Below are 203 nucleotides of genomic sequence, written 5' to 3'. Positions count from 1 at the left end.
GCGGTGGCGATGGAGAGCTGCACCTGGCCCGGATCGACGTACACGTCATCGCCCTGTGCGGCAACATGGTAGTCGGCAGAGGTGTCGCCCGCCTTGATGACCACGTCCGCGCCGTTGGAGAGATGCACCGTCAGGTCGTCGGTCAGCGCCTGGCTCACGTGCACCGTGAACACGCTCTCCGCGTTCTCCTTCACGTCGGTAGC

General features: G+C 65.5%; 1 protein-coding gene. It reads right to left on the bottom strand.

Annotation, left to right across the window (positions count from 1 at the left end):
* A partial coding sequence (locus tag JFN91_RS21930) for an immunoglobulin-like domain-containing protein (protein ID WP_199391263.1) occupies positions 1–203 on the bottom strand: 203 nt, incomplete at both ends.

The sequence above is a fragment of the Geomonas anaerohicana genome (assembly GCF_016458305.1).
In the GTDB taxonomy this organism is placed as follows: domain Bacteria; phylum Desulfobacterota; class Desulfuromonadia; order Geobacterales; family Geobacteraceae; genus Geomonas; species Geomonas anaerohicana.
The sequence above is the reverse complement of the archived record's forward strand: the minus strand, read 5'-3'. Positions and strand labels throughout refer to the sequence as shown.